Genomic DNA, 25,781 nt, shown 5'->3' with positions numbered 1-25,781 from the left:
GAATGTCGCGGCCACATTGCATCGGGCAGCGGCGGCCGAAGTTGCGCTGGATCAAGGGCGACCGGAGGCGAAATCACGTCGACGTTATCGGCACCGGCTTCTTGGCGTAGATCTGCTCGATCTCGGCGGCGAAGCGGCGCTCGAGCGCGGGACGCTTGTTCTTCAGCGTTGGCGTGAGCAGGCCGCCAGCAATGGTCCACGGATCCAGCGTCCACCATACCGCGCGCGGCGTCGCGTAGGACGGATAGGCCTTCACGGCGGCCGCTATTCTGGCCAGCAGAGCGGCCCGTTCCGCCGCGGCGCCTTGCTTGCCGCTCGCCGCGAGCCTTTCTTTCTCCTGCACCCAGGCTTTTGCGTTCAGCACGACCAACGCGGCGAGGAACGGCCGCTGTTCGCCGATCACCAGTGCCTGCTCGAACAAGGGATCGGCGAGGATGGCGGTCTCCAGATCCACCGGCGCGATCTTCTCGCCGGTCGAAGTGACCAGGATGTCCTTGATGCGGCCGGTGATGGTGATGCGCCCGCTCTCGATGCGGGCCTGATCGCCAGTGTGCAGCCAGCCATCGGCCTGCTTGACCCTGCGCGTCTCCTCCGGCTTGTGCCAGTAGCCGAGCATCACGCTCGGCCCGCGCACGAGCAGTTCGTCGAGCTCGCCGAGCCTGACCTCTATACCGTCCAGGACGCGGCCGACCGAGGACGGATCGTTGTCGTCGGGCGTATTGACGGAAACGACTGGCGAGGTCTCGGTCATGCCGTAGCCCTGAAGGACGTCGAGCCCGAGCGCGAGAAACAGGCGGATGACCGGCTCGGCAATCGGAGCGCCGCCGGAGACCGCAACGCGCAGGCGCCCGCCGAACTGGGCCAGCACCTTGTCGGCGACGAAACGCTTCAGGAGCGGCCAGGCAAGCCGGTCGAACAGCGCCGGCGAGCGGCGACCCTGCCGCGCATCGAAGCGCCGGCCTCCGACGGCAAGCGCGAGATGGAGCAGCGCGCGTTCTGCGCCGCCGGCCGCTGCGCGATGTTGCATGATGAGGGCGTAGATGCGCTCATAGATGCGCGGCACCGAAACAAGCACCGTCGGCCGTACGATTTTCAGGTCTTCCCCGAGCTGCGACACCGAGCGCGCATAGGCGACGCAGGCCCCCACCGCGATCGGATAATAATAGCCGCCGGTACGCTCGAAGGTGTGCGAGAGCGGCAGAAAGGACAAGAAGACGTCGTTCGGCACGGCCGCGATGCGCCGCGCGACGGCCTTCACGTTGGCGACGATGTTGCCATGCGACAGCATCACGCCCTTAGGCCGGCCGGTCGTGCCCGAAGTGTAGACGATGGCGGCAAGATCGCCCGGCTCGACCGCGACGTCGGCCAGCGGCGCGCTGGCGCTTCGGGGCTCCGCGAGCCAGCGGTCGAGCGCGACGATACGGGCATCGGCGGCAGTGAGCCCCGCCGCATCCGCGCAGACGATGCGCTTGAGATGGTCGAGCGGCTGGCCAGTGGAGGTGATCGCCTGCCAGCGCGACAACGTATCCACGAACAGCAGCTGCGCACCGGAATCGGCGAGGATGTAGGCGATGCTGTCGGGGTTGTCGACGGCATGCATCGGCACCGGCACGAGTCCGCGCGACAGCGCCGCCTGATCCATCGCGACATGCGGAATGCCGTTCGGCATCAGGATGGCGACGCGCTCGCCGGCCGAAAAGCCCTCAGCCGCCAGCGCCCGCCGCCAGCGCTCGAATTCCGCATCGATTTCCTGCCATGACTGACTGACCCAGCGTCCGGCAGCGTCGTCAAAATAGCGATAGGCTTCCGCCGCCGGCGTCGCACTGACGCGCCAGCGCAAGAGCTCCGGCAGTGTCGTCACGTCAGCGAGCGACTGCGGTTGACTGATCGGCCCCGGCATGGCGTCCTTTCTTAACCCTATCGATCCCCAACCATTTGGGGTCTCGACACTAGGCCGGCCAGACCGTGCCGCCTTGATCCTCAGCAAGGCGGCCATGCTTCGGAGCGACCCATGACGCGCGACCGCCTGTTTCTGCTGCGTCCCGGTTTCGAGGATCCGGCCTTTCCGGGGCGCCGGTTCTATTGCTGGCATTGCGCCCTGATCGAGGGCGTGCTGGCCTCGTTTCCGGCCCTCGCCGAGAAGCTCGACGTCGAGCGGATCCCCTGGCCACGACCGCGGCAAGCGGTGATCGCGCTGGTCGGCGAGGAGAACCAATCGCTGCCGCTGCTCGTGCTCGCGACTGGAGCGACTTCACCGCACCAGACCGGCAGCCATCATGGCCGCACCTTCATCGCCGACAAGGACGCGATCCTCGCCACGCTCTCCGAGCGCCACCGCTTTCCCGATCCCCATCCATAGAAGGAATTCCCGCGGCCCGCGTAGCCCTATTCTGATGTCGCGGCTCTGCAGGCGCACCTTCGAGCTGCGCTGCGTCCGGGGCACGGAAACTGTCGCGAAACGAGGGAAGATCGGCATTGCGCTTCCCTGATCGTCTCGCATAGTCGGCCAAACAAACGTGCCGAGAGCCACTCCTCATGCCATACCCCCTCCCCGCCCTCATCGTCGTCGACGTCCAGCGCGCATTCGACGAATGGGAAGCTGCGGGCAAGCGACGCAACAATCCGGATGCGGTGGCGCGCATCGTCGATCTGCTGAAGGCCTTCAGGACGAATCGCGCGCCGATCTTCCACATCCGCCACGAAGGCACGAAGCCGGATTCGTCGTTTCTGCCATCGCGTTCCGGCTACGCGGTCAAGGACGAGGCGCGCGAGCAGGACGGCGAGCCCGTGATCGTCAAGCGCGTCAACAGCGCCTTCATCGGCACGGAGCTCGAGACGCGCCTGCGCGCAAGCAACATCGCCACGCTCGTCATCTGCGGCGCCACCACAAATCATTGCGTCGAGACGACGACACGGATGGCGGGCAATCTCGGCTTCGATGCGTGCCTGGTGCGCGATGCGACCTGGACGTTCGACCGCATCGGGCCCGACGGCGAGGCGCATTCCGCCGAGCAGATCCACGCAATGACGCTGTCGAATCTCAACGGTGAATTCGCGCGCATCGTCATTACAGACGAGGTGATCGCAACATTCGCGGCGAAGTGATGGCGGCGGCGCGATGAGCGCCGGTGATGCGACAATACATCCCACGACACACGATCATTCGCGTGACGTCGCACATCGCGCGCTGCGTCGTTTCGACGCCCGCACTGGCTGGAACGCAGCCGGCACCCATGTGTTGTCATACGACATTCAACTGGAGTGACGACATGAAGTATCTCATTGCCGCGATTGCCCTCGGTGCTGCGGCGTTTGCCGGCGGATCGTCGGCCAACGCGGCGGGCAGCGGAAGCGCCAAGCAGACCGCGCAGGAAAGCCAGTCCACCGACATCAGCGCGCACCGCAGGCACCATCGCTGGCACGGTCACAATCATCATTGGCGGCATCATCACGGCCATTACCGGCCCCATTACAGAAGCTACGGTTACTATCCGCGGCACCAAGGCTATTACGGCGGCGGACCGTACGGCTATTACGGCGGCGGCCCCGGCGTGACGTTCAGCTTCGGCGGCGGACGCTGGTAAGACAAAAGGCCCGCAGAAATGCGGGCCTTTCCGTTATCCCTGCAAGATTCTCTCCGCCGTCTCCAACCCGCTCGCGAGCGCTGCCTCGACCGTGCCCATATCGCGGCCGCGATAGAGCGCTTCACCCGAAAACAGCACGCGCCCGTCGGCACGTGCGAGGATCGCTTGTGCCTCCCGCGTCCGCGGCGTCGCCCAAGAATAGGCGCCGCGCGCGAAGCGATCATGCGCCCAGTTGATCGCAGCCGCCGCCACGAGCTCGCGTGCGATGTCATCGCGCGGCAGGCCGAACACGGCGGCGAGCGAGCCGAGCCCGGCATCGACCAGTCCCTGCGGATCGAGGCTTTCCAGCTCCGCCGTGCGCGGGCCGCCGAACCAGCCCGTGAGCACGGGGCGCGGGTCCGGATAGCGCGTCCACCACACCGGGATCGCCTGGTCGGACAAGAGGAAGGTCATGTCCGCGAGATTTTCCTTGCGCTCGTGCCACCATGGCCGCGCGAAGCGCAGCAGGATCTTGATGACGTTACCGAAGCCGATGTCGTCGGCTGCGGCAAGCTTCGCGCGCGCCTCCGCCGGCAGCGCGATCTCGCGCAGCAGCGGCAGCGGCACGGTGAGGATCGCGCGATCACAGGCGTGCACATCACCGCCGGCGCAGCGAACGGTCACCGCGCCGCCCTCCTCCGCGATCGCCGACACGACGCAGCCGAGGCGGATGGTCGCGCCGTGCCTGCGGCAGTCGGCCGCCAGCACATCGATCATGGCGCCGTATCCGCCGTCGATCCGCGCCTGCGGAGCATGTCCGCTATCCATCCATTCCGCGCGCAGCGCCAGCGTGGACGCGCGCTCGGGGTCGGCCGCATCATAACCCTCGACCATCCGTTCGATCGAATGGCGCATCGGCGCATAGTCGTCCCCGGCAAAATGCCGGCGCAGGAAATCGGCGACCACGAGATCGTCCTTCAAGCCCCGCAGCGTGGCTTGAAGCTCTGCCTCATGAAGATCGCGGCGATCCTCGCGCGAGAGCCTCGTCCCGTCAAAGCTCCACTGCTCGCCTTCGATCTCCTGAAGGGACAGCCCGGCGTCGCGCAGGAGTGCGCGCGTGACCGGCGCCTCGCCATGAACGAATTCAGCGCCGCCATCGGCGGGATAGCCGAACTCCGAGGCCGGCAGCGGATGAATGCGGCCGCCACAGCGCTGGCGTGCCTCCAGGATCGTCACCTTCCGGCCGGCACGCGCCAACTCGCGCGCCGCCATCAGGCCGGCCGCGCCGGCGCCGACAATGACGATGTGCTCGGATGGATCCGACATGCCGCGCTTACCGGCTCGCTGCTTGTGGATCGTTCTTGATCAGATATCGCAGCAGCAGGACGCCGCCGCCGAGCTCGCGCGTGCTCTCCAGCGTCATCGCGGTGATCGGCGCACGCCGGTCGCTGTCCGCCTCTGTCGAGTCGAACACGAAGGGTGCGCCTTTTGCGCCGTCGATTGCCGGGCTGAGAATCAGATTGAATTCGTCGATGAGACCGGCGCGCAGGAACGCGCCGTTGGCGACGCCGCCGCCCTCCACCAGCAGACGCTTCACGCCGAGCTCGCGGGCGAGGATGTCCAGCGTCAGCCCCAGGTCGATCTCGGACTTGCCGGCAAAGATGTAGGACACGCCCTCGCCGCGAAGGCCGGCGAGATGCGAATCCGGCACACGCTCGGTCAGCACGACCACGATCGGGTCGCCGCCGATGTCCGAGCGCCCCCAGCCGATCTTGCCCTGTGCATCGAGCACCACGCCATAGGTCTTCGCATCGCGCCGCGCAAACCAGTTCTCGCGCGGGAACGTTGCCTCCGTCGGGGGATAGGGCTTGCCCTTGGCGAACTCCGCCCCGGTGACGCGGCCGATCACCCAGGCATCGCCGCCAAGCTCGTCATGGACCTTCTCGAACCAATCCGTGCCTGCCCCCTTCGGACGCCAGCGGCTCGGATGCGTGCGGCCGTCGAGGCTGGAGTGCATCAGACAGATGACATACGGCTTCATGCAATTCTCCGGATAGCGCTCAGGCGGCGGATCCACCGCCAGCTGCTGCATTCTCTTTGGCGCGATCATTGACGATCACCGCCAGCGGATTGAGCTTTGGCGGCGCGACGAGCTGGAGCGTGTTGGTGTCGCGATGATTGAACGGCGCGCCGCGCACGAACAACTCGGTCTGGATCAGATAGGTCCAGCTGCCGTCATCGTTGAAGGTGATGTCGCAGCGGTAGGCATCGGTGCGGAAAGCCTGTTCCAGGAAGTCGGTCGAGCAGATCCCGTAAGCGGTATCGCCGCGTTTGGCGGTGACCGTGATTGTCTTGTCATCGGGCCCGACCTTGCCCGAGGCCAGCAGCACCTGCCCGCGCGGGATCGCCAGCGTCTGCATGATCAGCCTGGTCGCGGGCTCCCACAGCCAATAGCCGACCTGGTCGTGGAAGGTGATATCTTCCTCGGGCGTGTTGATGTGGATGTGATAGCGCAGACCGTACAGCAGCTGCGGCCCGTTGGCCTGCGGATCGATGGGGTCCATGCGGATGCGCTCGATGAAGGTTCGCCGCTCCGGCCCCTCCGCCTTCGGGTTGATGTCGATGCCCTTGTCCGCCTGCCAGGTGCCGGCCAGCCGCCGCAGCGGGCCGAGATTGGCAAGGCCGTCGGGCGACACGTCCTCGGGCTCGGTGAAGATATCGGCGGGAATGGGGAGCATGGAGGCCTCGCGGGATTGCAGAGGGCCAGCAATATCACAGCCAGGCGCGGCGTGAATTCAACTCATGCCCCGACAAGCGTCGGAGGCATTCGAGCCATGCGACGATGCTCGTTGCATCCCGTGCGCCGACGACCCCGCGGCGTGGCGCGGCCGCCGGCCCGGAGACTGCCCTCAAGCCGCTTCCGACATTGCTCTCGCGCGCTGCTCGAGCACGCCGATCGTCGACACCAGGTTGTCGCGTCGTGTGCGCAGGTTGAGCGCGAGCAGCGGATAGGTCGGCTGGTTCACGTCGGACACCCGGGCCCGAGCCTCCTCCTCGAGGATGTCGGTGTTCAGGAGCCGAACGCGCCACCACAAATCGGCGATCAATGCATCGAGCCGGAGTTCACCGGCAGCACCAGAACGGGACATTTTCTGCATCACTTGCCTCAACCTGAAACGGCCTACTTGCCGAGACCTTGGCTTGGCTCCTGACTGAGCAAGCGGAGTGCCAGGATGGGGGGATACAGAGCATCCGGTTCGGAACCAACAATTGGGCTTTTCACAGTGATCTGGGGCCTGTTCCCGCTCGTTCTCAGCCTCGGAGATCGCTTGTCGAGGCGCCATGATCGCTGCTATCCGGGCTATAGATGTGCCAATCCGGGCTGAAGCTCGCGTGCCCCGGCGGGGTGAGGCGCGGCTGTCCATTGGTGCGAGCAAAGGGCCGAAGGCAAAGGTGGATTGGGCTGACTTGATCGGGCGCGTCGCCTCTCACGGTGACCGGGCCGCTTTTAAGCGGTTATTCGAGCATTTCGCGCCTCGCATCAAGGGACTGATGCAGAAAGCCGGGTGCAGCCCCGACGAAGCGGAGGAGATCGCCCAAAACACGATGATCGCCGTGTGGCGGAAGGCGAGCCTTTTCGATCCTGCGACAGCGGGCGCGGCGGCCTGGATATTTACGATCGCGCGCAATCTGCGGATCGATTTGTTCCGTCGCAGAGCGCGGGCAGACCGTCTGCATGCCGATCCCGAGCTGTCCGATGCACCAGATCCGGCCGAATCGGCAGATGCCGTCATTTCGCGGGTGCAAGATGCCGCACGGATCGAGTCCGCCATCAAGCAACTCTCGACAGAACAATCCATGGTGGTGAGGCTGTCGTTCATCGAGGAGAGGGCGCACCCTGAAATCGCGAGCCAGCTTGGTATTCCGCTCGGAACGGTCAAGTCGCGGATCAGGCTGGCGATGAACCGGTTGAGAGACATATTGGACGAAGAAGCATGACGATCAGCCACCATCCGCCTGAAGATCTTCTGGCCGATTTCGCGGCTGGCAAGCTGGAAGAGGCCCATCAGCTGGTCGTAGGAGTGCATGTGGCAGGTTGCACGCGGTGCGCCCGCTTTGTGCAGGCCATAGAGCAGCTTGCGGGAGCAGCGCTGGAGGATGTCGAGCCGGTGCCGATCGCGCCAGATGCGTTCGACCGTGTGATGTCACGAATTGACGGCTCTCCGGAAGACCAAGCGGCGCCGCCCCTCTCGTCCGACGCCAATCATGATCTTCCGCCGGCACTGCGAAAGTATCGCATCGGCAAGCGCCGGCGCATCGCGCCGGGTCTAAGCATGCGGCCGATCGAGCTGTCCAGTTCGGGCAAGGCGCGCGCCTTTCTGCTTCGGTCCGCGCCAGGCTCACGCATGCTCGAACACACTCACACCGGCACCGAACTGACCCTCGTGCTCGAGGGCAGCTTCAGTCACGAGGGCGGACGCTTTGGTCCTGGTGATTTCGATTACGGTGATGACGAGATCGAGCATCGTCCCATCGTCGGCGACGAAGGCCCATGCGTCTGCCTGGTCGCGATGACCGGCGACCTGCGCATGAACGGTTTTCTCGGCCGACTGATCGGGCCGTTCGTGCGGCTTTGATTCTCGAGAGTCCTTCCCCTGCAAAGTGATCCGGACCCGTGCCCCGAGCGTTTCGATACAGACGCAAGGGAGACAGGACATGGCCGGTTCAAGCCTGGCGAGTCAGGTGCCGAGCGAGAGGCTGCCCGAATTGCTGGCACGCGTTTCCGCGGGCGAGACACGTGCCTTCGCAGAGCTCCACACGTTGACACGAGATCGGCTGCGCAGGATAGCGCTGGCCGTTGGATCCCCGCCTCACGAGGTCGACGACATCCTCCAGGAAACCTTCCTGAAGATCTGGCGGAAGGCTGACCGGTTCGATCCCGAACGCGCCCCGGCGATGGCCTGGATGGCCGCAATCGTCCGGAATACCGCAATCGATCATCGGCGGACCAGAAGGCAAGCAACTTACGAATTGAACGAAGCGCTTTTGGTTCCGGCGGGAGCCGGCCCGTCATCGATCGAGGATTTCGACTACGCCAGCGCAGAACCGATTGCGCGCGGGGCGTTGGCTCGTTTGCCGGAAGATCGCCGCAAGCTGGTGGCTCTGGCTTATCTCGAAGGCGAGAGTCGGGCCAGCCTGTCACGACGCTTCGGAGTGCCGGTCGGCACCATCAAGACCTGGCTTCACCGAACCATTCTGGCGGTGCGCAAGGATTGCCTTGCGGCATCGGCCGCGGCCTGAAGCCGGAGAACGCGCATGGCTGCAGAGATCATCGCGTTTCCGGAGCCCGATCGCGGGGACCGGCTCGTCTCTTCGATCGCACGGCTCGAAGCGGTTTTGAGAGATGTCGAACGTGTCGGAGCCGGAGATCCCGGAGCCGGCCTCGATCAGATGCTTGCTGCCATGGAGCGCATGAGCGATCAACTGGTCGATCTCGCCTTCCTCCTGCTCGACGAAGATGCGAAGCTGCAGGCTCAAAGCGCATTCAGATCCTTGTCCGACAAGATCGCCGAAACGAGAGACACGTTCGATCAGCTCGGAGGGCGAAGTTACCCCTAGCTCGGCTTGTCGCGCTTACTCTCCGCTCAGTGTGCCAGCTTCCGAGCGACGAGAAATCCGATCCAGGCACTGACACCGGCGAGAAACGATCCCCAGCAAACATCCGCTAGTGTCAGCCCGGTCGACCAATTCCGCAGGGTCGCCTGATTGGTGAGATCATAGGTCGCATAGCTGAAGCAGCCGAGCATCACGCCGGACGTGAAAGCGCGCAGCGCACTCCCGTCTTGCTGCGCGGGCAGCACGGCGAACCAGATCAAACCGATGGGATACAGCAAGTAGAATGCTGCAGCGGCCGCCAGATTGGGCTCGGCCCGCAACATATCGCCCAGCACCGGCCGGTAAAGCCTTTCAACCATGATCTTCAGCCAGACCATGTCGATCGCAACGAAGGTCAAACCTACCGAAAGATAGGTGAAGAGAAGATTCATGTCCGCGTTCCCGTCCGATTGCATCTGCCCGGCTTGTCGAACCCGGCACCGGATTAACGACCGTCGAGCCACGCCGGATCATATCCGCACACTCACGCCGGCTTGCGTGCAGTCAGCAGCCACCGGCCATCAATGTGCGTGTTTCCGGCGGCCACGGGAAGAATGCATTGGTACGCGCCTGATACTCCCGATACCGGTCGCCGCGCGATTGCAGCATCTGCTCCTCGAGCGGGGGTATCCCCGTCACATGCACGAGTATCCAGTACATGATCGCCGGCGCCGCTAGGCTGGCCCACCCCCATGCATATCCGGACGACAACGCGATGATCGGGTAGGCCCACCACCCCAGCCATTCGAAGAAATAGTTCGGATGGCGCGACCAGCGCCAAAGGCCAGCATCGCAGACGAGTCCGGCGTTGGAGGGGCAGAGCTTGAACCAGCGCAATTGCCGGTCCGCCAATGCCTCGCCTGCGACGGCTGCCAGAAGAATAACGGCGCCGGCGTAGTCCTGCAGTCGCAATCCGGGCTCGGGAGCGTGCGCCGCGAGGAAGACGGCGAACGGCAACGGCACTGAGACCAGCGCCTGCGATTGCAGGAAAAGGAACATCCGGCGAGGAGCCGCAGCCCCCCATTGACGCGTATAGTTCGCATATCGTGGATCGTCGATGCCTGCCGCGGCCCGGCGCGCAATGTGCGTCCCTAGGCGCACCGACCAAAGCAGCACGAGGCTCCCGACAAGCACCTGGCGTGCCGACGCCCCGGCATCGAGAGGCCACAGGGCGGCGCCCGCGCCAACGAGGCCGGTCGCGTAGGACCAGATTGCATCCACCCATCCGGAATTTCCGGTGCGCTGCTGAACGACCCAAGCCAGTCCCATCAGGAGACAAAGGGCCAGCGCAATGCCGCCTAATGCCTGAACATGCACCAAAACCATGCCATCACCAGAGTTGACGTCTCCTCGATACGTCCGCTGCAGGAACTGGTTTCGCCTGCGGCGGCGGGCTGGCCGATGATCCGCAAGGTGATCCGCGCCGTCCCGCCGAACGTTTCCCTGCATAACGACCGTTTCAAGTACCGTATTGGCTATATCCAGTGGGGGCGACAGAGCATGCGTTTGGCCGTGATCGGGACGGGAATTGCCGGCAATGCCGCCGCGTGGCTCCTGTCGAAACGCCATGCGGTGACGTTGTACGAGCGCGAGCTGCGCCCGGGCGGACATAGCCATACCGTTCGCGTCGACTACGATGGCGAGGCCGTTGACGTCGATGTCGGCTTCATCGTGTTCAACGAGGCGAACTATCCGCAATTGACGGCGCTGTTCGCGCGGCTGGGCGTGAGGACCGTCGAGACTTGCATGAGCTTCGCCATGTCCGCCGATCACGGTCGGTTCGAATGGCGGGGTGGCGGCGAGACCTTTCTGCAAACTGTTTGCGGTCTGTTTGCACAACCGCGCAATCTCGGATCGCCATCCTATTTTCGCATGCTGGCCGAGGTCCTGCGCTTCAACAGGCAGAGCGCGGCAGACTTGCGCGCCGGCCGGCTGCACAACCTGACGCTGGGCGAGTATCTGCGCAAGGAATCATTCGGCCCGCGTCTGTTCTCCGATTATCTCGGACCGATGGGGGCGGCCATCTGGTCGTCCTCGTCGGCCGACATTATGTCCTTTCCGGCGGAGAACTTCGTCGCCTTCTTCGACAACCATCGGCTCCTGCATCTGGACCGGCCGCGCTGGCGTACCGTGGACGGGGGCAGCCGGCGCTATGTCGACAAGCTCACCGCTATGTTCAAGGACAACATTCGGCTAGGCTGTGCAGTGACGTCGATCCATCGATCGGAGCATGGCGTGACGGTCCGCGACACTCATGGCGGTGTAGAGACCTACGATGCCGTCGTCATGGCCTGCCATAGCGATCAGGCCCTGGCGGCGCTGCCGGATGCCGACGCCCAGGAAAGGTCCATTCTCGGCGCGATCGGGTATGCCCCGAACACCGTTTATCTGCACCGCGATCGCAATCTCATGCCCAGGCGCCGCCAGGCATGGGCATCCTGGAACTTCCTGCGATGGCCACGACAAACGCCTGTCCAGAACGACGTGGCAGTGACCTATTGGATGAACCGGCTGCAGGGCATAGACGACAGCAAGCCATTGTTCGTCAGTCTCAACCCGCCTTTCGAGCCGGCGGCCCATCTGACATTTGGAAAATTCAGCTTCGCCCATCCGCAATACGACCTGACAGCGTTCGCGGCACAGCGACAGCTCCCCGCAATTCAGGGGCGCCGCCGGACGTGGTTCTGCGGCGCGTGGACCGGCTACGGCTTTCATGAGGACGGCTTGCAGTCAGGCATCTCCGTTGCCGAGGCGCTCGGCGGCGAGGTTCCATGGCGTCGGTCGGCCCCCTTGCTCGTCCAAGCAGCCGAGTAGCACGATGGTCCTAACGAACCCGACGAGAGCGGAAAATGCGATAGCGCCCGCCGCGCTCTACTGGGGAAAAGTGATGCACGCGCGATGGCGGCCCGTGCAGCACAGGTTCAGCTACCGCGTGATGAGCCTGCTGATCGATCTCGATCGCTTGAACGAAGCAAACCGTCAGTCCAGGCTGTTTGGCGTCAATCGAGCAGCACTCTTCAGCTTCCACGAGCGCGATCACGGTGAAGGCAAGAGCCCGTGCCTCGGCCGGCACGTCCGAGGACTGGCAGCGGAGCGTGGCATCGATCTCTCCGGAGGCCGCATTCTCCTTCTCTGTTATCCCCGGGTTTTGGGCTACGTGTTCAACCCGCTTTCGGTCTATTTCTGCTATGGCGCGTCCGGCGATCTCGCGCTGTTGATATACGAGGTCCGCAACACCTTCGGAGAGATGCATTCCTACATCCTGCCCGTGCACGATGCGCGATCAGGCTGTACAGTACGACAAAGCCAGGCGAAGGAGTTTTACGTTTCACCTTTCATGGAAATGGAGACGCATTACCGCTTCAGCATTTCTCCGCCCGAGCAAGATGTGAGGGTCAGAATCCTGCAGACGAGCGAGCAGGGCGCGATGTTTGCGGCAGCGTTCCGCGGACGACGCCACCCTCTGACCAGCCACTCGCTATTGGCGGCGCTGTTCGGTCTGCCCTTCCTGACTTTCAAGGTGATCGCAGCCATCCACTGGGAAGCGATGCGGCTTTGGCTGAAAGGTGCTCCGTACCTGCCCCGTTTGAAACAACGCGAGATTTAAACCATGGACCTCGCAGCCACGCGTCAGGCCGTTCAATTCGATGGTGTCCCATTCCTTGCCCGACTGGCACTGCGCCTTGCATCGCAGATCAGGTACGGCACGGTTCATGTGCGCCTTCCCGACCAGAGAACCGTCACGTTGCGCGGCCGGCTTCCGGGTCCGTCGGCCACCATCGAGCTCAACAACTACAGGTTCGCGCGCAGCCTCGTCATGGGTGGCGACATCGGCATGGCCGAGGCTTACATTCGAGGCGATTGGACCACGCCCGATCTCACCCAGCTTCTCTACGTGTTCTGTCTCAACGAAGAGCTGGTCGACAGTGCCTTTGCCGGGAACATGCTGGTCCGGTTCTGCCGGCGGATGCTTCATCGACTGCGCCGGAACACGAGACAGGGGTCGAGGCACAACATCCATTCGCATTACGATCTTGGAAACGAGTTCTTCGCTGCGTGGCTCGATTCGAGCATGACCTACTCGTCGGCTCTGTTCCCGGCCGAGACGGCCGACCTGCCCGCTGCTCAACATCACAAATACGAACAACTGGCGAAAGCCATCGAATTGCGGCCCGGTCAGAGCGTGCTCGAGATCGGATGCGGTTGGGGCGGCTTTGCCGAGTTTGCCGCGAAGACTTACGGTGCGAGCGTGGTGGCCCTGACCATCAGCAAGGAGCAGCACGAATTTGCTCGTCGACGAATCCACGAAGCTGGGCTCGCCGAAAAGGTCCAGGTCCGGTTGCAGGATTATCGCGACCAGGAAGGCCATTTCGACCGCATCGCCTCCATCGAGATGATCGAGGCCGTCGGCGAGCAATTCTGGCCAGCATACTTCAATCAGCTGAACCGGCGGCTCAAGCCGGGCGGTCTGGCAGGCATCCAGGCCATCACGGTCCGCGACGAGCTCTTTGACAGCTATCGGCAGCGCGTGGACTTCATCCAGAGGTACATCTTTCCGGGAGGGATGCTTCCCTCGACGAATATCCTGCGCTCGCTTGGCGAACGCTTCGAGGTGCCTGTCATTCGCGAGCGTGTGTTTGGACAAGACTATGCAAAGACGATCGCACTCTGGCGCGAGAACTTCGGCAGGGCATGGGGCGACCTGACCTCGCTCGGGTTCGACGAGCCCTTCCGCCGGCTGTGGGAATATTATCTGTGCTATTGCGAGGCAGGGTTCAGGGCCGGAAAGATCGACGTGGGGCAGTTGATATTTGCCCGTCAAAGCTGATGCGTTTCAGACGCCCGTCTGCAAGAGTGCGGTATCTTAGTGCACGATCCAGAGAAAGTGCGCAGCGGTTTTCCGAAAGGATCATCCTCAAACAAACATCCAAAGCGCGATGACGATTCATCCCGGTCTCATCGCGGTTCAGCAGCGCTCGCGGTCTTCGGGCCTCACACCGCATGCGCGAGAACGATTGCGCCGGACAGGATGAGGATCCCGCCTGCCGCATAGCTCAATCTTCGGCCGAACGGCAGCAGCTTCTCGCCGGCGACATAGAGCATGAGGCCGACGATCCAGACCAGGTTCATCACGCCGCCGACAAACAGCAAGGCCATCAGAAACCAACAGCAGCCGACGCAGTAGCTGCCGTGGCGCAGCCCCATGCGGAATGCCCCGCGCGTGCCGGGCCGCCAATGCCGGCTGAGAAACAACAGCGGGCTCTCGCAGTACCGCAGGCAGGCGCGCTTGAGCGGCGTGAACTGGTAAAGCCCCGCGGCTAGCAAGATGACGCCGCCCAGAACCGCGCTGGTGCTTGCCATCGCCATCGACAGGAGGCCGAGGCGTTCAAGTGCCCATTGTGCCAGGACGGCAGCGAGACTGAACCCAGCCCATGTCACGAGGTATCCGGCGAGAAAGATCCAGGCATCGATTGTTGCGCGGGATGCAGTCTCGTCCTTGTGCCGGATCGTCGCATACAACAGGACCGTAGGCCCCGCGCTCGGCGCCATCATCGCGATCATCATCACCCACCACATCGCGAACAGCAGCGCGGCAGAGCGCAGCGTCCACGGCATCGGGGCCATGTCCGGCATCTCGGCCATCATGTCGGTGTCCATGCCGGCGCCGCCCATGAGATAGACCCAGGCGAGCGCCGCCACGACGGCGGTCCCGATCGCGACGATCAAGCGATCGCGGTGGAGCAGATGTTCCAGTATCGCGCGCCCGTGCATAGGTTGGCCCGCCAGCGCAGTGACGAATCGGGGAGCCGGACCTTCATCCTTCGCGACGCGCGTGTCGCGCTCCCGGAAGATGACGAGCTGACACCGAGGTGCGGCCCCGATGTCAGCGCCGCATCACGCCGCGACGCCCTCGGGCGTCTGCACCACATTGGCGAGCGAGCTGTGCGTGCCCTGGGTCTCGAACTGGATCGCGCCGGTCGAGCGAATGTTGGCGGACGCAATCTCGGCAGCCCTGTGCTCAAAGCCCTCGGGCATGACCACTTGAACTCGATGTGGAGCACCGGTCACGGGATTCTTGATCGGCTCCACCTCGGTCTCGAGCACCTCGCCGGCGACGAGTTTTGCGACACGACCATCCCTGTCGAAGGAAAATTCGAACGGCGCGAAAATCGGATCGTGAATGGTCGTCACGATCAGGCTGAAGATGTGGAACAGCGTGCCCTCGGCCGAATACTTGCCCGACAGAATATTGAACAGCGCCTGTCGCTGCTCCGGTGTGGCGCGTTCGTCAACGATGGGCTGCATCTTGCCGTTACCTTGATGCAGCGCGCCGGGGAAATCCACCACGACCGCAAAACAAAGGCCATCGAGCTTGACGCCCTCAAAATGCCCCGTCGTGATCCGCATGCCGACCATGCCTTTGCAATAGCCGCGGGTCGGTAGAGCATTGAAATCGCAGGGGCAGCCAAACGCGCAATTGCAATTCTTCATCCATTCGCCTTCGAGACGCCAGTCCGATGCAGCCATGGCACATCTCCCAATGTGAGCGGGGACGCGGCAGTCGTTGACGAATTTGTTCAGCGTTCTTGTCGAGGCAATGCGAAAAGGCGCGAGCGGGATCGAGGTCCGATCAGAAGTCCGGCATCGCAGAAGAGTTGGTGGCGAACTGCCGTCTACCGTCCAATGGCGGGCATCATATCAGCGGCAGCCGGGCCCGTATAGCGAACAAGGGTCGTGGTTCAGCAGCGGTCGCAGCTCGGTGATGTCAGGGAAATGGCGCGCCATTCCGGATAAAATTGCGAACTCGTATATGGTTGAAATTGCATTATAAAATAGCCGATTCAAGATCTCCGCCAAGCCTAACGAGACGATCCGCAGGCTGGCTCGTGCTGGTGCCTGCTGGAACTCCAGCCAAGCGCTTCCACGACTCCCACCCTGGAATTGGCAGCCTCAGCGCGTGGCCACGTCGCCTGGCACAGTCCAACCATCCCAAGCCGGCCTAACCAGGACCGTTCCCCGCAAGCGGCGGGTCATCAGCTCTGCTCCAAGATCAGGCATCCGATCATGGCGAAACCAACTTCTTGCGGATCGCATAGCGTACCAGTTCAGCGGTCGACGACATGCCGAGCTTGCGCATTGCCGAGGCGCGATGCGTTTCTACAGTCTTCACGCTCAGCTTCAAGATCACACTTATGGACCTGTTGGTATGTCCCTCCGCAATCAACTGAACCACGTTCTGCTCGCGCGATGTCAGCAGCCTGCCTGATTCGTTCCGCGCATTGACCTGGTACTCATGGAGCAGCTTTTCGAGCAGGACGCTGGTGAAATAGGGTTTGCCGTCAAGCAGCGCTTCAATCGCCGAAATCAGGTGTTTCCGGGCATCAGACTTGAACAAGAACCCGCGAACGCCTGCCGAGATTGCTTCTGTCAGGAGTTCCTCCGTTTCGTGCATCGTCAGAACCAGCACTTCCGTGCGCAGATGAAGCGACCTGAGCCGACGGCTGACAGCCAAGCCGTTCATGAGGGGCATCGAGTAGTCGATGATCGCGATGTCCGGCCTCGTCTCAAGGGCCAATGCGACGGCTTGCTCGCCGTTGATCGCCTCTCCACACACGATCCAGTTGGAGCGCGTCTCCACGATCGCGCGAAGCCCGGAACGTACGACCTCATGGTCATCCGCAACCAAGATGCGTTTCACGGCGTCGTTCCCGTTTGCCGACTCCGGCCTGTCGGGCAGGCGACGGAGACGACCAGCAGCATTTGCGAGCGATTATACCGATCCCGCCCAATAGGATTATCCCGGATAACCCTGAGGTGTCCCGGCCAAGGTACTGACGCGACCGAAGTCCGCCAAAGACACCGTCATCCGTCGACCAGTCCTGCCCGAACCGCGTACCGGACCAACCCCGCTGTGGAATTCACATTCAGTTTATGCATTGCAGCCGCCCGATGAGCTTCGGTTGTCTTGAGGCTGAGGTTCAAGATCACGCTAATGTTCTTGTTGCTGTACCCCTCCGCAACCAGCTTGACGACAAGCTGCTCCCGCGGGGTGAGTGGACGATTCTTGCCTTCATCCCCGCCCAGTCGTCTGCTATCGAATTCGTTCGGGCAAACCCCGCTGGAGAATGGCCTGTGCAGCAGAAGCGACTCAACGGCCGCCAACAGCAGCTTGTTGGCGTCCGACTTCGAGAGGAACGCACGGGCACCGGCCTCAAAGGCCTCATGAGCGAGCAGGCTGGAGTTATGCACCGTGAAGATCAGGACTTCGGTCTGTAATGGATAGTTTCTGATCCGCCTGGCGACCTCCACGCCCGTCATTCGCGGCATCGAAAAGTCGAGAATCGCGACGTGCGGCCGGCTTTCAATGGCCGCGGCGATCGCCTTGCCGCCATCACTGGCTTCAGCCACCACCTCCCAACCCGGCCGTTGCTCCAGCACTGCGCGCAAGCCAGACCGCACCGCATCATGGTCGTCCGCGATAAGAAGCCGCTTCATGACAAAGTACTCCAAGGTCTTTTTCTTGACGGCGCGGTCCCAAGTTGAAGGTTCCAAGCGATTTCCAGTCGGCGCCGGTGATCAATGTTCTTTCCTATTGCGCACCTGCAAGCGCGGTATGGGCTTCCGCCGGCTATGTGTATCCCCGACGGGACCATGCGGAACGATTGCGCACAACTTTGTGCCGGACTGCCCCATTGCCGGCGTAGACCTGATATCCAGGGTGCCTCCGACCTGTTGCAGCCTCGCTCTCATTACGGGAATTCCCACCCCAATCGGCATGGAGCTCGCGCCCTTCCTCGCAGGATCGGTCGCAAAACCACGTCCATTGTCACTGATCGTCAGCCGGAAATGGAGGCCCGCCGTGTTGATGACAATTCTCGCCTCCGTCGCTCTGGCATGGCGAACTACGTTCGTGAGAGCCTCCTGAACGACACGCAGCAGTGCGTGTTTCGTTTGATGGGACAATTGATCTACGTCGGATACGATCCTCGTATGAATCTGCAGCGATGTACGCGCCGCAATTCCCTCTGCGTACTGCTCGATTGCCGCCTTTAGACCATGGACCGTCAGATTTTGTGGATGCAGCAGATAGGCAAAGCCACGGATTTCCTTGAGAGCTTTATCAATTGACGTATCGATTTCGTCGCAAAGTTGCTGCGACCGGGACTTGTCGATTAAGCTGGTCCGCAACCGCATGAGGCCCAGACTCGCAGCAATCAAATATTGGCAAGTCGAATCGTGGAGATCGGACGCAATCCGCTCCTGAATGCCGTCCTGGATCGATATCAAGCTGATGTTGGCATGCGCCTGATCGGCAGCTTCAGTAACAATTTCACGACGACCGTCGCACGCGGCACGATGATTTCCCATTAGCCGGATAACGCGACCGACCATGGGATCGACGATCGGTACAACCGTGGTCTCCACCATCCGCCGCGGGCCGCCGAATGCCAGATGCTGGCGAATTCTGACCTCTTTGCCTTGTGCGACGCACGCCCGAAAAGCTTCGGACACCGATATAGCGTCGTCCTTGCTCATACAATCAGAGATATCCTTGTCGTAAATGTCCTCAGAAGACAGCCCAAGACAAGCCTCGAACGCGGGATTGGCCCCCTCGTATATGAAGCGCCCTCCGTAAGAAGGGCGTACAAGGAAAAGAAGATCCGTCGAAGACCGCCAATAGAGCTGGTCGTTCGCCGCTGCCGGCCCGATTTGCTGCCATTCGCAGACGGCGGCTTTCTTCAATTTAGGATTGCGGGAGCCATGCAGCATTGTACGCGCTCCTCTCTGTGGCCCCGCCCGAGAGCTTATCCCCAAGACCAGATCATACACCTGAAGGTAGCACCACACCAGAGGGTAGCACTACCTTAGATTAAAACCCTCAATAGGACCTTGCACAGGCAGGCGGTCCGCGGGAGCAGCCAGGGAGACTCTTGCCACGGGGGCGCGACGATCTCAAAATTCGGATAAACGAATATGGCGCGACCGTCGCGAAGGTGGTTTCGGAAAGGCTTCGCTGACACATAATAGATGCATAGATGCACTCGAGAACATCATTTTCGGGTCGTTGCAGCCGTTGAAAATGCGCGCTTCGATCTAGTGTCGCAGCGGGATTTTCTTTGCGCGAATTTTGCTTTCGTCCGCATGACGGCTTGTCTTGGTCGGCGCAGCGACACGACGAAGCGGACCATAGGAGATCCGAAGCATCCACGCGACGATGGTGGCGATCAAATGAGAAGGCCGGCTTTGCTGCCGGCCGGAGGCTTCATGACGCCGAGCGTTAGCGGCTCGGCGAGCGCTTGGGCACACGCAGGCGTCGGGCTCAAGAACAGGGAGTGCTCAATTGCATGTGCGAGCCCACGACATGGGGACATTCAGCCACCACGCCTAGGGGTTCCTCCGATTCCGAAGCTGACCTTTGCACCGTAACGTCGGCCCTGATGTTCCGCTCCGCATGTTCTGGAACTTACAGGAGGCCTCCATGTCCGATCTGGTTGCGATCGTGTATCCGTCCGAGGCGAAGGCCGAAGAGGTGCGTCAACGACTGCTCAGGCTGCAGAAAGAATATCTGATTACGATCAGCGACGCCGTGATCGCCGTGAAGACGGACTCGGGCGGCATCAAGCTCAATCAACTCGTCAACACGACCGCCATGGGCGCGATGACAGGAAGCTTCTGGGGGCTTCTGATCGGCGTTCTCTTTCTCAATCCGATCCTGGGCGTCGCTGTGGGCGCAGCCTCGGGTGCTCTCGGTGGCGCTCTGTCGGACTTCGGCATCGATGACAAATTCATGAAGGAATTGGCCGCAAATCTCCAGACCGGAAACGCGGCCCTGTTCGTTCTGATCAAGCACATGACCGCGGACAAGGTGATCAAGGAGATCAAGGACGCCGGCGGCGTCGTGCTCAAGACGTCTCTCGACGACACCAAGGAAAAGGCTTTGCGCGACGCCTTGGCCAGCGCCGTCGAGCGGCCGGCGGCATGAGCCGCCGGCTTTCCCCGCCTCAGCGTCGGCCGCCCGCCAGCCGCAACAGCATCATGAACAGGTTTATGAAATTGAGATAGAGCGACAGCGCGGCCAAGACTGACTTGCGACCTGCAGAGGTCTGGTCATCCGCGCTGTCGTACATCGCCTTGATCCGCTGCGTATCGTAGGCCGTGAGCCCGGCAAACACGCCGACGCCGACGATCGAGATCAGCCAGTCGAGCGCACTCGACCACAGGAACAGATTGACCAGGCTCGCGATGATGATTCCGATCAGACCCATGAACAGGAAGGTGCCGAGCCCGGAGAGATCGCGCCTGGTCGTATATCCAAAAAGGCTGAGCGCGCCGAAACTGGCGGCTGCGATGAAAAACACGCGAGCGATCGACGAGCTGGTATAGATGTGCAGCAGCATCGAGAGCGATATGCCGATCAAGCCTGCATAGATGAAGAACAGAAGCCGCGCCGTCGGTGCCGACAGCGTATTGATGCGCGAGCCGATGAAGAACACCAGCGCAAGCGGCGCCAGGATGACGACCCACATCAGTGGGCTCTGCAGCCAGGCCGGATCGGTAATCTGATAGGTGAGCCAGGCGACAACGGCGGTAAAGCCGACGCCGGCACCCATGTAGGTGTAGATGCGCAGCATGTAGTCACGCAATCCGGCATCCACCGTAATCGCGCTGCCCGCCGTCTCCGCGGCCGTCAGGTTCTGGTCAAAATTGGACATCGCTGCCTCCTCTGGAACTTGCCCCAGCGAGGCCACGCTATCCTTTCGGCCTGCGGAGCGGCATCGGACGATGACCCGAATTGCCGCGGTGAAACCACCTGCTCCCGATACGCTCGCCCGCTGCTCGCGTTACAGTCCCGCAAGACAGGAACCTGCCCAGTCGGCTGAGCCCTTTGGCGTGGATTCCTTACGCCTTTGTCACTTGGAAGCAGCAGCCCGTCTGCCCTAATCCGGGGCATGCGCTTCTTCTTTCACATTGCCGACAAGTACGGTGTCTGTCCCGATGGGATTGGACAAGACTGCGCCGATCAGGATGCCGCCATCCGCCACGCCCGGCACCTCGCCGCCGAGCTCGCCAGGGCCGGCGAGTTCTTCCGCGGCAGTGTCGTGCTCGTTGCCCGGCAGCCGGATCCGACCTCCGCTTCCTGAGCGTCCGGCGCGCCTGCCGATTTCCTGCCCTCGCCGCCTACAGAGAATCCCTGATGTGCGCACATGACGCGCACTTCTAAGGTCGCGGGGTGGTGCCGGACTCTGCGCGCAGGCCGACGGAGCCAGGCGATCTGAGCCATGGTCCCCCGGCCACAAGGAGGCGAGTATGAACATTCACATCATTGGGCGCGCCTTGGTCCTGAGCGCATGGGTGGCGGTTATCATGCCGTCCCTTTCGGTCGCGCAGCCGAAGGACAGTACCGCGACGCCGCAAAAAGAGCCTGGTGCGGTTGCGCCAAAGGAGGCGGCACCCAACACCAATACCAGTCCTTTCAAGCACCGCTACTGGCGCCATCGCGGCGGCAGGCACCCGCACTATGGCAGCCGTCGCGTTCGCACCTGAGGGATCGCCGACCTGGTCGTCACATCTGAGCGTCACTCCCTGGCAATGGACCGAGCGATGAGCGATTCCAGGATGGGAACAGACAGATTCCGCGAGGTCGTTCTGCACGAGAATCCTGCTGACCAGGCCGGAAAAACCGGACGGCCGAGCATGCTGGCGGTCGGCCTTACCTTGCTTGCCACGGGCGTCGCTCTCTTCCTGGTATGGCAAACCGTCTCCAGTCTGCTGATTGTCTTTGCGGGCGTGTTGTTCGCAGCCTTTCTTGATGCTTTGACGCGGGCTCTGGCCCCAGTCATTCCCATCAAACGCGTCTGGCGCTTGACGCTCGTTATCTTGCTGCTGTTCCTGCTGTCCGGTTTTGGACTGGCCTGGGGCGCAGGCAAGTTGCCGGAACAGACACGCCTGCTGTTGAAGGTCATGGATGCCCAAATCGACGTGCTCCAGACACACTTACTGTCATATGGCGTGGACCTGCTCGGTCCGGAATGGGGCCGCGACTTTGCGCAATGGCTGTTCGCGGATCAGGTGCGCTTCCTCAGCCACGCTCAATTTCTGCTGGGTGGGGCATCGAGCCTTTTGACCGCCGTGCTCGTGATTCTGTTCCTCGGGATTCTCTTTGCCTACGATCCCACCAGCCATCGAGAGAGCGTGGTCGTGTTGGTCAAACACTCGTACCGCGCCCGCGCTCGCGCCGTGATGGACGAGATGGGCAGCGTCATGCGGCTGTGGTTCGTCGGTCAATTGATCCGCGTCATCCTGATGACACTCTGCGTATGGATCGCGCTCTATCTCATAGGACTGCCCGCTCCTTTCGTGCTTGGGATTCAGGCAGGTTTGTCAAATTTCATTCCCTATCTCGGGCCGATCGTCGCCGCGATCCCGATCGCGCTCGTCGCGATGCCGCTGGGGACCTCGCTGCTGATCTGGGCCGTCGTCGTCTACACGATCATCCAATCGATCGAAGGTCACGTGATCGGCCCGCTGATCCAACGACAGGCGGTCGAGACCCCTCCGGCCTGGACATTGGTTGCGATCGTCCTCCTCGGCGCGCTGTTCGGCGTTATGGGGGTCGCCGTTGCCATGCCGTTGGTCGCCGTCGGCCGCGTCGCAATCATCAGGCTCTATGTCGAAGATTACATCGGCGATGATCTCAAGCCGGCCCCGACAGCCGCGAGTGAGCATCCATGAGCGGGATTGATGCGCAGCAAAGTCATACTCCAGAACGTCCCTTGGCGCGTTCCCGGAGGTCCCGTTTCCTGTGGCAGCAGCTTCCCTATGCCGTAGCGCTGCTGCTCGCCATCGCCGGCGTCGCCTATACCAACATCTCGCACCAACCCCTGACCGGCTATTGGGAATTCCTGGCACTTGCCTTCGGCGTGGTCTGCGTCCTTACCAAGTGGTCGGAGATCGAAGGCAAGGAGAACCAGTTCCGCTTGATCTGGACGCAGGCCCTGCACTGGATCGCGGTTCTGGTCACGATGAACATCATGCTGATCTCCGGCGTACAGCAGTTGCTTCCCACCCCGGCGACCAGCCTTGTCCTGCTGACGTTGCTTGCACTCGGCACGTTCCTTGCGGGCGTGAACCTGCTGTCTCCGCAGATTTCCTTTCTAGGTCTCGCGATGGCCGCCGCCGTTCCAGCGATATCCTGGCTCAAACAGTCCGTTTTTTTCTTCCTTCTCGGCGCCGTACTGCTGATCGGCCTCGCCATCTCCTTCTGGCTGCGCCAGGACCGGCGGCCCTCACAGGTCCTCGCCGGAATGAACAAGCAGGCGGAGGATTGAATGCAAAAGTTGCGATATCTTGCAGTCATCGGTGTGTCGACCTTGCTTTGCGCTATCACCTCGCCCGTGCGGGCTGAGACGTTCAGGGTCGGCAGGCTGTTGTGCCTGTCTACGCCTCGAGTTGGGCTGGTGCTTGGGTCGGCGCAGTCGTTGCGCTGTGTGTTCTACGCGCGGCGTCCACCCCGGCAGTACATCTACGAGGGACGGATCAGACGCGTCGGCCTTGATTTCGGCGTGACCAGTGCGGGCACGCTGTCCTGGGCCGTGTTTGCCAAGAACTCGCGGATCGGTCCCGGAACATTGCGCGGCAGCTATGTGGGCGCGAGCGGCAGCCTCGCCGTCGGCCCGGGCCTCGGCGCCAACGTTCTGATAGGCGGCTCTCGCCGTACCGTCGTCCTGCAGCCGCTGTCGATAGAGCGGTCGATCGGGATCAACTTGGCGGCGGGGGTGACCCATTTGACGTTGGGCCCGCGAGGCCGGCGATAAGCCGTCACCGTGCTGTTCCCGGAAGCTGTGGTCCCATTCACACATACGCACATTCCCGATCCGCGGTTCAGGGTTTCGTCGGATGTCCATCTTGCTGATCAAAAACTAGCATCCGAAACGTGCCGATCAGATCTGGAGGATGGCATGACAGTCTTTGACAGCCGGTCAGGAATCGAAGCTCTAGGGCCTCCGCCAGTCTGGGTTTGCGCTCTGCTTGGCATTATCTTGATCGCCGCCGGCGCCGCCGCCCTCGGCGATGTTGTGTTTGCGACTATCGTCAGCGTCAAGTTCATCGGGCTGACCGCCATCGCGGCCGGCGCGTTCGAGATCGCACACGCGTTCTGGACGAAAGGGTGGGGCGGTTTCCTCTGGCAGATCGTGCTCGGCGCGCTTTATCTCGCCTTCGGTCTCGTGCTGCTCGCCCAACCCGCCTCCGGCGCGCTGATCCTGACCTATGTCCTCGGCGCGGTGCTGTTCGCATCGGGCATCATCCGATGCATTCTGAGCTTTGCCTATTGGGGGCAGAACGGCTGGATCATGCTGATTTCTGGCGCCTTCGCGGTGCTGGCGGGCGTGCTGATCCTGTTCCGCTTCCCCACGATCAGCGATTGGGCGCTCGGCTTCCTGCTCGGTGTCGACTTGATCGTGCATGGCCTGGCATGGCTGCGCTACGCGCTGCAATCGGGGCGCAGGACAGCATGACAATGACAGCATGACAATGAAGGAGAAAGCGATGAACGCTCCAACTCGACGCGCTTTCCTTGGCCTTGCACAGAATGCCGTTGTCGCCGCGGCGATCGGCGCCGTCGGTGTCCACCTCGTTGGCGTCGCGGAGGCGATGCCGATCGACTCTGATCTCGCGAAAGCCGGGGAGCCGACGGACTTCGTGCGGCGGGCGCAGTGGTGGGGACCGCCCCCGCCTCCACCTCCTCGCCCGGGCTGGGGGCCCCCACACAGGCGACGCCGTCGCCGCTGGGTCTGCTGGTGGCATCGCGGTCGTCGGGTGTGCGGATGGCGGTAAGGCCTGAAATGCTCCTTGCCAACCGCGCAAATTCAAAGAGCCAGCTTCGTCCCGGTGCCCCATTCAGCCGTCATTGATAGAACGGAGGAGACAATGAGCAACAAGAACCAATGGCTCCTTGCCGCCGTGTCCGCGGCACTCCTCATCGCGGCGACCTGGTTCTGCATATCGGTTTGGAGAGCGACCCCAATGCCGCTTTACGGCAACGTCATCTTGAGCGGGGCCGCCGTTCTTATCCTGGTGTCCGGCTGTGGCCTGATCGCGCTGATGTTCTATAGCCATCGCAAGGGCTACGACGAGCCCGCGCGCAGTAACCGAACTGCAAGGGAATGACGCAGTCCTGCTGATTTCATGTGTCATGGCAGGTGCCGGGCTTCGTGTTGGACACACCCCATCCGCCCGACGGGAACTCCGTCAGCTGAAACTGAGACGCGGGTCACGTAGTTTCAGCAACAGTAGCCGGCGGCCCGCCCTTCCCCATCGGAGAAAGCCCTACGAGCAGCCATGACGACTACCGAATGGTCGACCGACTGCGCGTGTGAAGGATGTCGTCCAGCGGTCGTGCGCGGGAGCCGTACGCCACGAAGTCGTGGACACGAGCCAGGCAACCGCGAACAACCCGAGGGGGCGTCGCCGCCGAAACTCACGGCACTGACTGCGAATAGCATCGTCGTGACCACCACGACGGTGGAATGGCCCAGCGCAAAATAAAGGCCCGCGCTCCAT

The 25,781-nt window shown here is 62.5% G+C and carries 31 protein-coding genes; 18 read left to right on the top strand and 13 right to left on the bottom strand.

The window, feature by feature from the left end; all coding sequences use genetic code 11:
• Positions 1–73: 73 nt before the first annotated feature.
• The gene (locus ABIA42_RS36995) at positions 74–1,900 is read right to left on the bottom strand and encodes a long-chain fatty acid--CoA ligase (protein WP_370116079.1); all 1,827 of its coding nucleotides are present in this window, start codon (positions 1,898–1,900) and stop codon (positions 74–76) included.
• Between the two features lie 111 nt (positions 1,901–2,011).
• Between ABIA42_RS36995 and ABIA42_RS36990 the strand changes: the two genes are divergently transcribed.
• The 3 genes from ABIA42_RS36990 (at position 2,012) to ABIA42_RS36980 (ending at position 3,584) form a co-directional block, all read left to right on the top strand.
• A complete protein-coding gene (locus ABIA42_RS36990; protein ID WP_370116081.1) occupies positions 2,012–2,359 on the top strand; it encodes a DUF3088 domain-containing protein in 348 nt (115 codons plus the stop codon).
• Positions 2,360–2,535: 176 nt separating this feature from the next.
• Positions 2,536–3,105 carry a cysteine hydrolase family protein gene (locus ABIA42_RS36985; RefSeq protein ID WP_370116083.1) on the top strand — a complete coding sequence of 190 codons (570 nt, stop codon included), beginning with the start codon at positions 2,536–2,538 and terminating at the stop codon, positions 3,103–3,105.
• Between the two features lie 164 nt (positions 3,106–3,269).
• Entirely contained in the window at positions 3,270–3,584 is a 315-nt protein-coding gene (locus tag ABIA42_RS36980; protein ID WP_271527097.1) for a hypothetical protein, read from the top strand.
• 33 nt (positions 3,585–3,617) lie between these two features.
• Here the strand turns inward: ABIA42_RS36980 and ABIA42_RS36975 are convergent, their stop codons facing one another.
• The 4 genes from ABIA42_RS36975 to ABIA42_RS36960 form a co-directional block, all read right to left on the bottom strand.
• Complete coding sequence (locus tag ABIA42_RS36975) at positions 3,618–4,889, bottom strand: flavin monoamine oxidase family protein (RefSeq protein ID WP_370116085.1); 1,272 nt, start codon at positions 4,887–4,889, stop codon at positions 3,618–3,620.
• Between the two features lie 7 nt (positions 4,890–4,896).
• A complete protein-coding gene (locus ABIA42_RS36970; RefSeq protein ID WP_370116087.1) occupies positions 4,897–5,604 on the bottom strand; it encodes a RibD family protein in 708 nt (235 codons plus the stop codon).
• 19 nt (positions 5,605–5,623) lie between these two features.
• Positions 5,624–6,301: an FABP family protein gene (locus tag ABIA42_RS36965; protein ID WP_370116089.1), complete on the bottom strand. Its 678-nt coding sequence runs from the start codon at positions 6,299–6,301 to the stop codon at positions 5,624–5,626.
• Between the two features lie 171 nt (positions 6,302–6,472).
• Positions 6,473–6,721, bottom strand: coding sequence for a hypothetical protein (locus tag ABIA42_RS36960; RefSeq protein WP_271527101.1), 249 nt, complete (start codon positions 6,719–6,721; stop codon positions 6,473–6,475).
• Positions 6,722–7,016: 295 nt separating this feature from the next.
• Between ABIA42_RS36960 and ABIA42_RS36955 the strand changes: the two genes are divergently transcribed.
• The 4 genes from ABIA42_RS36955 to ABIA42_RS36940 all read left to right on the top strand — a co-directional run bounded on the left by ABIA42_RS36955 (position 7,017) and on the right by ABIA42_RS36940 (position 9,182).
• Positions 7,017–7,562 (top strand): sigma-70 family RNA polymerase sigma factor, encoded by a 546-nt coding sequence (locus ABIA42_RS36955; RefSeq protein ID WP_271527451.1) that lies wholly within the window; start codon positions 7,017–7,019, stop codon positions 7,560–7,562.
• Positions 7,559–8,200 carry a ChrR family anti-sigma-E factor gene (locus tag ABIA42_RS36950; RefSeq protein ID WP_370116091.1) on the top strand — a complete coding sequence of 214 codons (642 nt, stop codon included), beginning with the start codon at positions 7,559–7,561 and terminating at the stop codon, positions 8,198–8,200. The genes ABIA42_RS36955 and ABIA42_RS36950 overlap by 4 nt, the downstream gene beginning before the upstream one ends.
• 79 nt (positions 8,201–8,279) lie before the next feature.
• Complete coding sequence (locus tag ABIA42_RS36945; RefSeq protein WP_370116093.1) at positions 8,280–8,864, top strand: RNA polymerase sigma factor; 585 nt, start codon at positions 8,280–8,282, stop codon at positions 8,862–8,864.
• 15 nt (positions 8,865–8,879) lie between these two features.
• Positions 8,880–9,182: a hypothetical protein gene (locus tag ABIA42_RS36940; protein ID WP_271527103.1), complete on the top strand. Its 303-nt coding sequence runs from the start codon at positions 8,880–8,882 to the stop codon at positions 9,180–9,182.
• A gap of 26 nt (positions 9,183–9,208) precedes the next feature.
• Here ABIA42_RS36940 and ABIA42_RS36935 read toward each other — a convergent pair whose 3' ends face one another.
• Both ABIA42_RS36935 and ABIA42_RS36930 read right to left on the bottom strand, forming a co-directional pair.
• The gene (locus tag ABIA42_RS36935) at positions 9,209–9,610 is read right to left on the bottom strand and encodes a DUF2177 family protein (RefSeq protein ID WP_370116095.1); all 402 of its coding nucleotides are present in this window, start codon (positions 9,608–9,610) and stop codon (positions 9,209–9,211) included.
• Positions 9,611–9,722: 112 nt separating this feature from the next.
• A complete protein-coding gene (locus ABIA42_RS36930) occupies positions 9,723–10,544 on the bottom strand; it encodes a DUF1295 domain-containing protein (protein WP_370116097.1) in 822 nt (273 codons plus the stop codon).
• A 174-nt stretch (positions 10,545–10,718) separates the two neighbouring features.
• On the opposite strand from ABIA42_RS36930, the gene ABIA42_RS36925 reads away from it, so the two are divergent.
• From ABIA42_RS36925 to ABIA42_RS36915, 3 genes are read left to right on the top strand one after another with little or no spacing between them, the layout of a single operon-like run.
• Positions 10,719–12,032: an NAD(P)/FAD-dependent oxidoreductase gene (locus tag ABIA42_RS36925; protein WP_370123711.1), complete on the top strand. Its 1,314-nt coding sequence runs from the start codon at positions 10,719–10,721 to the stop codon at positions 12,030–12,032.
• 4 nt (positions 12,033–12,036) lie between these two features.
• Positions 12,037–12,825 (top strand): DUF1365 domain-containing protein, encoded by a 789-nt coding sequence (locus ABIA42_RS36920; protein WP_370116099.1) that lies wholly within the window; start codon positions 12,037–12,039, stop codon positions 12,823–12,825.
• A 3-nt stretch (positions 12,826–12,828) separates the two neighbouring features.
• Entirely contained in the window at positions 12,829–14,046 is a 1,218-nt protein-coding gene (locus ABIA42_RS36915; protein ID WP_271527107.1) for a cyclopropane-fatty-acyl-phospholipid synthase family protein, read from the top strand.
• Positions 14,047–14,210: 164 nt separating this feature from the next.
• On the opposite strand, the gene ABIA42_RS36910 is transcribed toward ABIA42_RS36915, so the two are convergent.
• The 5 genes from ABIA42_RS36910 to ABIA42_RS36890 all read right to left on the bottom strand — a co-directional run bounded on the left by ABIA42_RS36910 (position 14,211) and on the right by ABIA42_RS36890 (position 18,989).
• Positions 14,211–14,945 carry a DUF2182 domain-containing protein gene (locus ABIA42_RS36910; protein WP_370116101.1) on the bottom strand — a complete coding sequence of 245 codons (735 nt, stop codon included), beginning with the start codon at positions 14,943–14,945 and terminating at the stop codon, positions 14,211–14,213.
• A gap of 168 nt (positions 14,946–15,113) precedes the next feature.
• A complete protein-coding gene (locus tag ABIA42_RS36905; RefSeq protein WP_271527109.1) occupies positions 15,114–15,746 on the bottom strand; it encodes a DUF1326 domain-containing protein in 633 nt (210 codons plus the stop codon).
• A gap of 535 nt (positions 15,747–16,281) precedes the next feature.
• On the bottom strand, positions 16,282–16,917 hold the full coding sequence (locus ABIA42_RS36900) for a response regulator (RefSeq protein ID WP_370116103.1): 636 nt from the start codon (positions 16,915–16,917) through the stop codon (positions 16,282–16,284).
• A 164-nt stretch (positions 16,918–17,081) separates the two neighbouring features.
• Positions 17,082–17,714, bottom strand: coding sequence for a response regulator (locus ABIA42_RS36895; protein WP_370123713.1), 633 nt, complete (start codon positions 17,712–17,714; stop codon positions 17,082–17,084).
• Positions 17,715–17,795: 81 nt separating this feature from the next.
• The gene (locus tag ABIA42_RS36890) at positions 17,796–18,989 is read right to left on the bottom strand and encodes an ATP-binding protein (RefSeq protein WP_370116105.1); all 1,194 of its coding nucleotides are present in this window, start codon (positions 18,987–18,989) and stop codon (positions 17,796–17,798) included.
• 709 nt (positions 18,990–19,698) lie between these two features.
• On the opposite strand from ABIA42_RS36890, the gene ABIA42_RS36885 reads away from it, so the two are divergent.
• Positions 19,699–20,202, top strand: a complete 504-nt coding sequence (locus tag ABIA42_RS36885) for a DUF1269 domain-containing protein (protein ID WP_271527112.1) — start codon at positions 19,699–19,701, stop codon at positions 20,200–20,202.
• A 19-nt stretch (positions 20,203–20,221) separates the two neighbouring features.
• Here ABIA42_RS36885 and ABIA42_RS36880 read toward each other — a convergent pair whose 3' ends face one another.
• Complete coding sequence (locus ABIA42_RS36880; protein ID WP_370116108.1) at positions 20,222–20,932, bottom strand: Bax inhibitor-1/YccA family protein; 711 nt, start codon at positions 20,930–20,932, stop codon at positions 20,222–20,224.
• Positions 20,933–21,169: 237 nt separating this feature from the next.
• On the opposite strand from ABIA42_RS36880, the gene ABIA42_RS36875 reads away from it, so the two are divergent.
• From ABIA42_RS36875 to ABIA42_RS36845, 7 genes are all read left to right on the top strand, one after another.
• Positions 21,170–21,361, top strand: a complete 192-nt coding sequence (locus tag ABIA42_RS36875; RefSeq protein WP_028180104.1) for a hypothetical protein — start codon at positions 21,170–21,172, stop codon at positions 21,359–21,361.
• 166 nt (positions 21,362–21,527) lie between these two features.
• Positions 21,528–21,764 (top strand): hypothetical protein, encoded by a 237-nt coding sequence (locus ABIA42_RS36870; RefSeq protein ID WP_370116110.1) that lies wholly within the window; start codon positions 21,528–21,530, stop codon positions 21,762–21,764.
• Positions 21,765–21,821: 57 nt separating this feature from the next.
• Positions 21,822–22,952: an AI-2E family transporter gene (locus ABIA42_RS36865; protein ID WP_370116112.1), complete on the top strand. Its 1,131-nt coding sequence runs from the start codon at positions 21,822–21,824 to the stop codon at positions 22,950–22,952.
• Entirely contained in the window at positions 22,949–23,548 is a 600-nt protein-coding gene (locus ABIA42_RS36860) for a hypothetical protein (RefSeq protein ID WP_370116114.1), read from the top strand. Before ABIA42_RS36865 ends, ABIA42_RS36860 begins: the two co-directional genes overlap by 4 nt.
• On the top strand, positions 23,549–24,034 hold the full coding sequence (locus tag ABIA42_RS36855) for a DUF992 domain-containing protein (RefSeq protein ID WP_271527117.1): 486 nt from the start codon (positions 23,549–23,551) through the stop codon (positions 24,032–24,034).
• 144 nt (positions 24,035–24,178) lie between these two features.
• Positions 24,179–24,736, top strand: coding sequence for an HdeD family acid-resistance protein (locus ABIA42_RS36850; protein WP_028180099.1), 558 nt, complete (start codon positions 24,179–24,181; stop codon positions 24,734–24,736).
• Between the two features lie 412 nt (positions 24,737–25,148).
• On the top strand, positions 25,149–25,388 hold the full coding sequence (locus ABIA42_RS36845; RefSeq protein WP_370116116.1) for a hypothetical protein: 240 nt from the start codon (positions 25,149–25,151) through the stop codon (positions 25,386–25,388).
• Positions 25,389–25,781: the final 393 nt, after the last annotated feature.

The organism is Bradyrhizobium sp. USDA 327 (assembly GCF_041262065.1).
Classification (GTDB): Bacteria; Pseudomonadota; Alphaproteobacteria; order Rhizobiales; family Xanthobacteraceae; genus Bradyrhizobium; species Bradyrhizobium liaoningense.
The sequence above is the reverse complement of the archived record's forward strand: the minus strand, read 5'-3'. Positions and strand labels throughout refer to the sequence as shown.